Genomic DNA, 8390 nt, shown 5'->3' with positions numbered 1-8390 from the left:
CGCCCTCGCGCGGCGGCGGCCCGGGAGCCGGGCGCGTCCCGTGGTCCTCCGTTCCCCTCGCGACCCGCCACGTCCCTGCCCGCGCCGATATGCCGATGCATCGATGCGCGGCCGGGCATGGCGGACGGCCTCGACGGCCCGCCGCGGCGGCGCCGGGGAACCTCGACAGCGGCGCGCCACTCATGCTTTACATGGAAAACACGATGCGAAAGATCGAATCCGCCAGTCCCGAGGCCCGCTCCGCGGATCTCGCGGCGGACAACCTCGAACGGCTCCGGGCCCTGTTCCCGGAAGCGGTGACCGAAGGCCCGCAGGGCCTCGCGCTGAACCTCGAGGTGCTCAAGGCGCTGGTGGGCGAGCGCACCGTCGCCGAGGCCGACGAGAAATACGGCCTGGCCTGGCACGGCAAGCGCCGCGCGCGCCAGCTCGCGCTCACGCCCTCCACCGGCACGCTGCGCCCCTGCCGCGAGGAGAGCCTGAACTGGGACGGCACCCGCAACCTGATGATCGAGGGCGACAACCTCGAGGTGCTCAAGCTGCTGCACAAGAGCTACGCGGGCTCGGTCAAGCTGGTCTATATCGATCCGCCGTACAACACCGGCAAGGAGTTCGTCTATCCCGACAACTTCACCGACAGCCTGCGCCACTACCTCGCGCTGACGGGCCAGGCCGCGGGCGGCGTGAAGCTCAGCAGCCATACCGAGGCGAGCGGCCGGTTCCATACCGACTGGCTCAACATGATGTATCCGCGCCTGAAGCTGGCATTCGACCTGCTGGCCCGCGACGGCCTGATCGCCATCCATATCGACGAGCACGAGCTGCACGCGCTGGTGCTGGTGATGCGCGAGATCTTCGGCGAGGAGAACGAGCTGGGCGTGGCGGTGTGGGACAAGCGCAATCCGAAGGGCGACGCGCGCGGCATCGCCTACCAGCACGAATCGATCGTGCTGTTCGCGCGCGACGCCGAATGGCTGTTCGAGCACGCGCCACTCAAGCGCCCCAAGCGCAACGCGCAGCGCATGCTGGACGCGGCCCACGACGCGATCGCCGATACCACCACCATCGCCGAGGCGACCCAGGCCTACCGCGCCTGGCTGCGCGCGCAGACCACGCTGTCGGGCGGCGAGGCGATGTACGACCGGCTCTCGCCGGAAGGCCGCGTCTACCGCCTGGTATCGATGGCCTGGCCGAACAAGAAGCGCGCCCCCGACGACTACTTCATCCCGCTCACGCACCCGGTGACGGGCAAGCCCTGCCCGGTGCCCGAGCGCGGCTGGCGCAACCCGCCCGCCACCATGCGCGAGCTGCTCGACAAGGGGCTGATCGAGTTCGGCGCGGACGAAAGCACCCAGCCGCAGCGGATCTATTTCCTCGACGAGAACCTGCACGAGAACGTGCCCTCGATCCTGCCCTTCGGCGGCTCGGACGATGCGCGCCTGAAGGCGCTGGCGATCCCCTTCGACCTGCCCAAGCCGACCGATTTCGCGGCCTCGCTGGTCGGCTGGCTGACCGGCGACGACGACCTGGTCGTCGACTGCTTCGCCGGCTCCGGCACCACCGCGCACGCGGTGATGGAGGCCAACGCGGCCGACGGCGCGCGCCGGCGCTTCGCGCTGGTGCAGCTGCCCGAGCCGCTCGACGCCGGCAACAAGGACCAGAAGGCCGCCGCCGAGTTCTGCGCCCGGCTCAAGCGCCCCGCCAACCTGGCCGAGATCACCAAGGAGCGGCTGCGGCGCGCGGCCGAGCGGATCCTCGGCGAGCATCCCGAGGCGGCGCTCGACCTGGGCTTCCGCGTGTTCCGGCTCGATTCCACCAACGTGGTGGAATGGGACCCGCGCGGCGCCAACGTGCAGCAGTCGCTGCTCGACGCGGTCGAGCACATCAAGGCCGGCCGCACCGACGCGGACCTGCTCGCCGAGCTCACCATCAAGCTCGGCCTCGATCTGTGCGCGCCGGTCGACACCCTGCCGGTGGCCGGCAAGCAGGTGCACGTGATCGACGGCGCGATCGTGGCCTGCTTCGCCGCGCGCATCGACCGCGCCGAGGCCGAGGTGCTGGCGCAGGGCATCGTCGGCGTGCTCGATGCGGTGGATGCGCCGCCCCAGCATGACGTGACCTGCGTGTTCCGCGACGGCGCCTTCGTCGACGACGTCGCCAAGGTTAACCTGTCCGCGATCCTCGAGCAGCACGGGATCCGCTCGGTGCGGAGCCTCTGATGACGCGCAACGTGTTCGACGCGCAGTCGGCCGGCGCGCCGATGATGGAACTGCATTTCGAGGCCGATCTCGACTACCAGCTCGAGGCGGTGGATGCCGTCTGCGACCTGTTTCGCGGGCAGGACGCGCATCGCGCGGCGTTCAGCGTCGATGCGGCCGACGCCGCTGGACAGACCGGCGACGGCGACACCAGCATCGCGCGGCAGATGCCGATCGGCGTGGCCGAGAGCGCGCTGGCGGTCGGCAACCGGCTCGCGCTCGATACCGCGGCGCTGGCGCGCAACCTCGCCGAGGTGCAGGTGCGCGGCGGCCTGGCGCCCTCGGGGCCGCTGGTCTCGACCGACTTCACCGTCGAGATGGAGACCGGCACCGGCAAGACCTATGTCTACCTGCGCACCATCTTCGAGCTGCACCGGCGTTACGGCTTCACCAAGTTCGTGATCGTGGTGCCCTCGGTGGCGATCAAGGAGGGCGTGCACAAGACGCTCGACATCACGCGCTCGCATTTCCGCCGGCTCTACGACGGCGTGCCCTTCGACTACTTCCTGTACGACTCCGCCAAGCTCGGCCAGGTGCGCCGCTTCGCCTCCAGCGCGACGGTGCAGATCATGGTCGCGACGGTGGCCGCGATCAACCGCAAGGACGTCAACAACCTCTACAAGCCCAGCGAGAAGACCGGCGGCGAGAAGCCGATCGACCTGATCCGCGCCACCCGGCCGATCCTGATCGTCGACGAGCCGCAGAGCGTGGACGGCGGGCTGGAAGGCCGCGGCAAGGAGGCGCTCGACGCGATGGCGCCGCTCTGCACGCTGCGCTATTCGGCGACCCACGCGGACCTGTACCAGATGGTGTACCGGCTCGACGCGGTGGACGCCTACGAGCGGCGCCTGGTCAAGCAGATCGAGGTGGCCTCGGCCACCGTCGAGGACGCGCACAACAAGCCCTATGTGCGGCTGGTATCGGTGAGCAACCGGCGCGGCACCATCGCCGCGCGCGTCGAGCTCGACGTGGCCACGCCCGCCGGCGTCGAGCGCCAGACCGTGACGGTCGGCGACGGCGACCTGCTCGAGCGCGTGACGCGCCGCGGCGTGTATGCCGACTACCGGATCGGCGAGATCGACACCACGCGCGGCAACGAGTTCGTCGAGCTGCGCTATCCCGGCGGCGAGGCCTTCCTCGCGCTCGGCGACGCGCATGGCGACGTCGATCCGCTGGCGATCCAGCGCGAGATGATCCGCCGCACGATCCGCGAGCACCTGGACAAGGAGCTGCGCCTGAAGCCGCTCGGCGTGAAGGTGCTGTCGCTGTTCTTCGTCGACAGCGTCGATCGCTATCGCCGCTACGAGCCCGGCGGCGTGGCGCTGAAGGGCCCCTACGCGGATATCTTCGAGGACGAGTACCGGCGCGCCGCGAAGCTGCCGATCTACCGCTCGCTGTTCGCCGGCTTCGATCCCGAGCTCGACGTGGCCGCCGCGCACGACGGCTACTTCTCGATCGACCGCAAGGGCGGCTGGACCGAGACCAGCGACAGCAATGCCAGCGGCCGCGAGAACGCCGAGCGCGCCTACAGCCTGATCATGCGCGAGAAGGAGCGGCTGCTGTCCTTCGCCACGCCGCTGCGCTTCATCTTCTCGCACTCGGCGCTCAAGGAAGGCTGGGACAACCCGAACGTGTTCCAGATCTGCACGCTGCGCGACATCCGCAGCGAGCGCGAGCGGCGCCAGACCATCGGGCGCGGGCTGCGCCTGGCGGTCGACCAGCGCGGCGAGCGCGTGCGCGGCTTCGACGTCAACACGCTGACCGTGGTGGCCACCGAGAGCTACGAGCAGTTCGCCTCGAACCTGCAGAAGGAGATCGAGGCCGATACGGGGATCCGCTTCGGCATCGTCGACACGCACCAGTTCGCGGTGCTGCCGGTGACCGACGCGCAAGGCGCGAGCGCGCCGCTGGGCGTCGAGCGTTCGGCGGCCTTGTGGACGCATCTGCACGAGAGCGGCTTCATCGACGCGCAGGGCAAGGTGCTCGATGCGCTGAAGATCGTGCTCAAGGGCGGCGTGCTGCCCTTGCCCGAAGCCTTCGAGCCGCTGCGGCACCGGATCGTCGAGCTGCTGCGCAAGCTGTCCGGGCGCCTGGATGTGCGCAATGCCGACGACCGCCGGTTGCTGGTGCCGCGCCTGGACGCGAAGGGCCAGCCCGTCGTGTTCGGCGAGGCGTTCCGCGCGCTCTGGGCCCGCGTGCAGGCGCGCACCACCTATCGCGTCAGCTTCGACGATGCCGCGCTGGTGGAAGCCTGCGTGGCCGCGCTGCGGGCCGCGCCCGAGGTGCCGCGCGCGCGCCTGCAATGGCGCAAGGCCGACATCTCGATCGGCAAGGCCGGCGTGGAAGCCACCGAGACGGCCTCGGCCGGCACGGTGGTGCTCGACGAGGGTGAGATCGCCCTGCCCGACCTGCTCACCGAGCTGCAGGACCGCACCCAGCTGACGCGGCGCACGCTGGCCGCCGTGCTGACCGGCAGCGGGCGGCTCGACGAATTCCGCATCAACCCGCAAGCCTTCATCGCGCTGGTGGCCGATGCGGTGAACCGCTGCAAGCGCGAGGCGCTGGTGGACGGCATCGCCTACAAGCGGATCGGCGACGGCGTGGTGTGGCCGCTGGCGCGCTTCGTCGACGAGCCGGTGACGGGGTATCGCAAGGATCTGCGCGAGGGCGCGGGCAAGTCGGTGACGACCGCGATCGTGGTCGAATCGGCGGCCGAGCGTGCCTTCGTGGATGCGCTGGAGGCCAGCGCGGCGGTGACCTTGTACGCGAAGCTGCCGGCCTGGTTCCGGATTCCCACGCCGCTGGGCGATTACCGGCCCGATTGGCTGGTGCTGGTGGAGCGGGCTGGGGCGCCGGACCAGTGTTATGTGGTGGAGATGGACAGCCAGGCCGACGACACCGAGCCGCGCGGCCGCGAACGGCGCAAGGTCCGCTGCGGGGACGCGCATTTCAAGGCGATCGCGGGGGCCGAGGGGCCGGTGCACTTCGTGCGGGCGCGCACGGTGGATGATCTGCTGGGTGTGACGGGGCAGCGGTCGTTCGCGTTTTAGGGGGCGTGGGCGCGGCGGCTGGGTGGTGCCGCGCCCTTTCCTTTTCCCTCTTGTCCGTCGCGCAATCTCCGCGTCAATCCCTGCCGGAAATGCGCCTCGCCATGTCGTGAATCACGGTGCGGCGAATCGCTCGCAGCAATCGGATCTCGCCGCCGAGAATCGCTGTCAATTCGGGGCGCTCCGCCGCGAGTGCCTCATTTTCCCGAACCGTCTGCTCGATGAGCGCATCGGCTTGTGCCGGGATACGCTCGAGCAATTCTTCGATCTGTCGTGCCGCAACGGCCCGCGTCAATCCCAATGCTTCGCCGGCATCTTCCAGCAAGCCGCGGCTGAAGTGCGCGTAACGCTTTTCACCGAACAACTCGCCCGTGAATTCCGAAAGATCCGGCCAACGTGCCTTGTCTTCCATGACGAAGCGTGTCTCGGAAACCGCCTCGCTCAGCAGGTCGTAGAACGGCGACAGCGTGATGCCGTCCTTGTCGACCAGGAAGCTGAGATTCTTCAGGTGGGAGTCGCCATTGCCCACCAGCACGCAAAACACCAACCAGCGGAAGATGCGCAGGCGGACCACGCCCGGCGCGCGGCATCGATCGATGAGCTTCAGCAGGGAATCGATCGACCAGGCCGGATATTTGCTGGTTGCGGCCAGCCCGAGCAATTGACAGCCATCGATCGCATGGCGCCTCGACACCCGATCAGCCTCGACGCGGCGATCGAATCGCTCGATCAGATAAACCGGAGCCGGGACGTAGCGCCGGGACACCTCCGGCACCGGCAGGCCACCGACGCCATCCGCCAGTTTCATGACGAACCATTCGTTGATGACCGTGTTGGGAAAGCCGTCGGGGTTCGGGTGGTTGGGCTTCAGGATATGGGTCGAGACGGCTTCGCTACCGGGCTCGTAGAGCTGCCCGTCACGGACCACCACCGGCAGCTTGTGCTGCGCACCGGCGAGTGACATTTTCTTGGGCGCGTCATGCGTCAGGGGCACGCGGGGAAGTTCGCGAATCCGCTCGTTCAAGGCCTCGTCGGTCAGCGGGCGCAGTGCCTCGTGCGGCACTTGCTCATCGTCCCCGCCAGGCGGGCGCAAGGTCAGGGAGCCAGCCGACTCTCGTCCGTAATACGCCAGCAAGGCAAACGCATCGTGCTCGTCGGGCAATTTCGCATCCTTGGCCAACAGCTTGCGGACCGTTTCCTCGGGCAGCAGGTTGTCGAAATACCATTGGCAAGGACGCGTGGTCGATCCATCTCGATGCCATTCCTCCTGCAACGGGAGGTGCGGGCTCAGGGCGAATCGATCGGGATTCTCCAGCCACGATCGATCGTATTCGAATGCCCAGAGGTTCTGGTTCTCGTGAAGCCGGCCGATCACCTGTTGATCGATCGACGCGACCAGGCTGCGCTCCGTCATTTGCGTGCCTTTCCTTTCGAGGGTTCGCCCTGCACGACCGTGGCGGCATCCTTCACCAGCTTGCTGGCGCGTTTCACGGTCGCTCCCGAACGTGATCGCTTGTCCGGCGTTGTCGCCAGCAGGCGCTCGGCGGCACGCAACACCACCTTCGATCCGACGATGTGCCGGTCCGGATCGACGAGAGTGCCTTCAGGTTCGTGCAGGCGCTCCACGGAGCGGAATTCGCGTGCCGCGGCGCGATGACGTGCCATCCTGGACTCGTTCCTGAGCAGCGCCTCGCTTGCATCGGGAATATCGAGAATCACCTGCACGCCCAGCCCCTCCAGTATCTGGAACAGCTTGCCCCACTGCACCGAGGTTTCGCCTGCCTCGGCCTTGACCATGAACCCGAGGCTCACCCCCATGCTGCCGGCGGCATCGTCTTGCCGCAGTTGCTGGGCTTTGCGGGCGGCCCGGATTACGCCGCCGATATCGGAGGCCTGCTCGATCTTGTGTCGCATGTCTGGATGGCTCGGTCGATTGTCCAGCAGGATGTGCATCCTGCCGACGAAACTTCATGATCGTGAATTATAGGATCGATCCTGGAGACTGGAAGGAGAAAAATTCACGAACGTGTAGTTTTGATGGCTGGTAGTCGTCAGAGACAGTGAAAAATCCATAAGCATGAAGTTTATGACGAATGGGCTGCCGTTTTTATCGAAACTTCACAATCATGTAGTTTCAGCTAAATCCCATCTGCACAGCATTCGAAACCCGTTGTCCACGCAGTTATCCACGCCCTCGCGTATCCCCACAGCTTTTGTCGGGGTCGTATACGTAAATAGTAGTAGTTAACAAAAGGCGTCCATCGCTGTGGATAACCGTGTTTACGCCTTTTCGATCAGCGCTGTGCCGTCCGCATAACCGTGCCGGTGCGATGTGCACAGCTCCCGGCAACACAGAACAACTTTCCGCACAGCCTGTGCGTATCCGTGTTTTGCCCAATCTGTCCACAGGCTATCCGCTGTGGTTCGCTGTGGTTCGCTGTGCCGCGAAGGCGAGCGAAACCGCGTCAGCCAAGGCTGACGGCCGGTTTCAAAGGTGAGGAAAGTCGGTTTGAGGTGAGGCCGGGAAGAATCAGCCGCGCACCGTTTCGAGCGCCGTGGTGAGCGCCGCGCCATCCACGCCGTCGGTGGGCGCCACCAGCGCGTAGTTGTAGCCCTGCTGCGAGCCGTATTGCGCGAGCAGCGCGCCGTCGCGGCGCGTGCCGTTCTTCAGCAGCTGGCGCTCGCCGCCGGGCGGGCGCACGTAGAAGCTGACCGCGTGACCCTGGCCGTCCTGGTAGAGCACCATCGCCGAAGGCCCGTCCTCGGTCGCGAACAGGCGCCCGCCCACCGGCGTGAAGCCGGCGCGGGCCAGGTCGGGCAGCCGGATCGTCGAGCCGACCGAGCGCTCCAGCCAGGCCTGCAGCTCCTCCGGCCGGTGCGTGGCCAGATCGAAGCTGGCGCCACGGTTTGCCACCACCATCCGGTAGGCGGTCAGCGCGTCGCCCATCGGTCGGATCGGCGTGGCGATCGCGGCCAGCGTCGCGTCCGGGCCGCCCTCGAGCTGCCAGCCGCGCGCCATCCAGCCGCCGCCGCCGCCGATCGCCACGCTCAGCACCAGCCCGGCGGCGATCGCCAGGCGCCCACGCAA

At 67.6% G+C, this 8390-nt stretch carries 4 protein-coding genes and 1 pseudogene; 2 read left to right on the top strand and 3 right to left on the bottom strand.

Annotation, left to right across the window (positions count from 1 at the left end; all coding sequences use genetic code 11):
- Positions 1-191: 191 nt before the first annotated feature.
- Positions 192-2216 (top strand): site-specific DNA-methyltransferase, encoded by a 2025-nt coding sequence (locus tag F3J10_RS32790; protein ID WP_167234205.1) that lies wholly within the window; start codon positions 192-194, stop codon positions 2214-2216.
- Positions 2217-2260: 44 nt separating this feature from the next.
- The gene (locus F3J10_RS32785; protein WP_167243828.1) at positions 2261-5305 is read left to right on the top strand and encodes a DEAD/DEAH box helicase family protein; all 3045 of its coding nucleotides are present in this window, start codon (positions 2261-2263) and stop codon (positions 5303-5305) included.
- 73 nt (positions 5306-5378) lie between these two features.
- On the opposite strand, the gene F3J10_RS32780 is transcribed toward F3J10_RS32785, so the two are convergent.
- The 3 genes and pseudogenes from F3J10_RS32780 to F3J10_RS32770 all read right to left on the bottom strand — a co-directional run.
- Positions 5379-6716 (bottom strand): HipA domain-containing protein, encoded by a 1338-nt coding sequence (locus tag F3J10_RS32780; RefSeq protein WP_167243827.1) that lies wholly within the window; start codon positions 6714-6716, stop codon positions 5379-5381.
- A gap of 257 nt (positions 6717-6973) precedes the next feature.
- A pseudogene (locus F3J10_RS36710) lies at positions 6974-7216 on the bottom strand (transcriptional regulator); the annotation flags it as partial.
- A 616-nt stretch (positions 7217-7832) separates the two neighbouring features.
- Positions 7833-8390: anti-sigma factor (locus F3J10_RS32770; RefSeq protein ID WP_167243825.1), on the bottom strand; the 558-nt coding region annotated here is incomplete at its 5' end.

The organism is Burkholderia sp. Cy-637 (assembly GCF_011753175.1).
GTDB classification, from domain to species: Bacteria; Pseudomonadota; Gammaproteobacteria; order Burkholderiales; family Burkholderiaceae; genus Burkholderia; species Burkholderia gladioli.
This window is presented reverse-complemented; position numbering and strand designations above follow the sequence as displayed.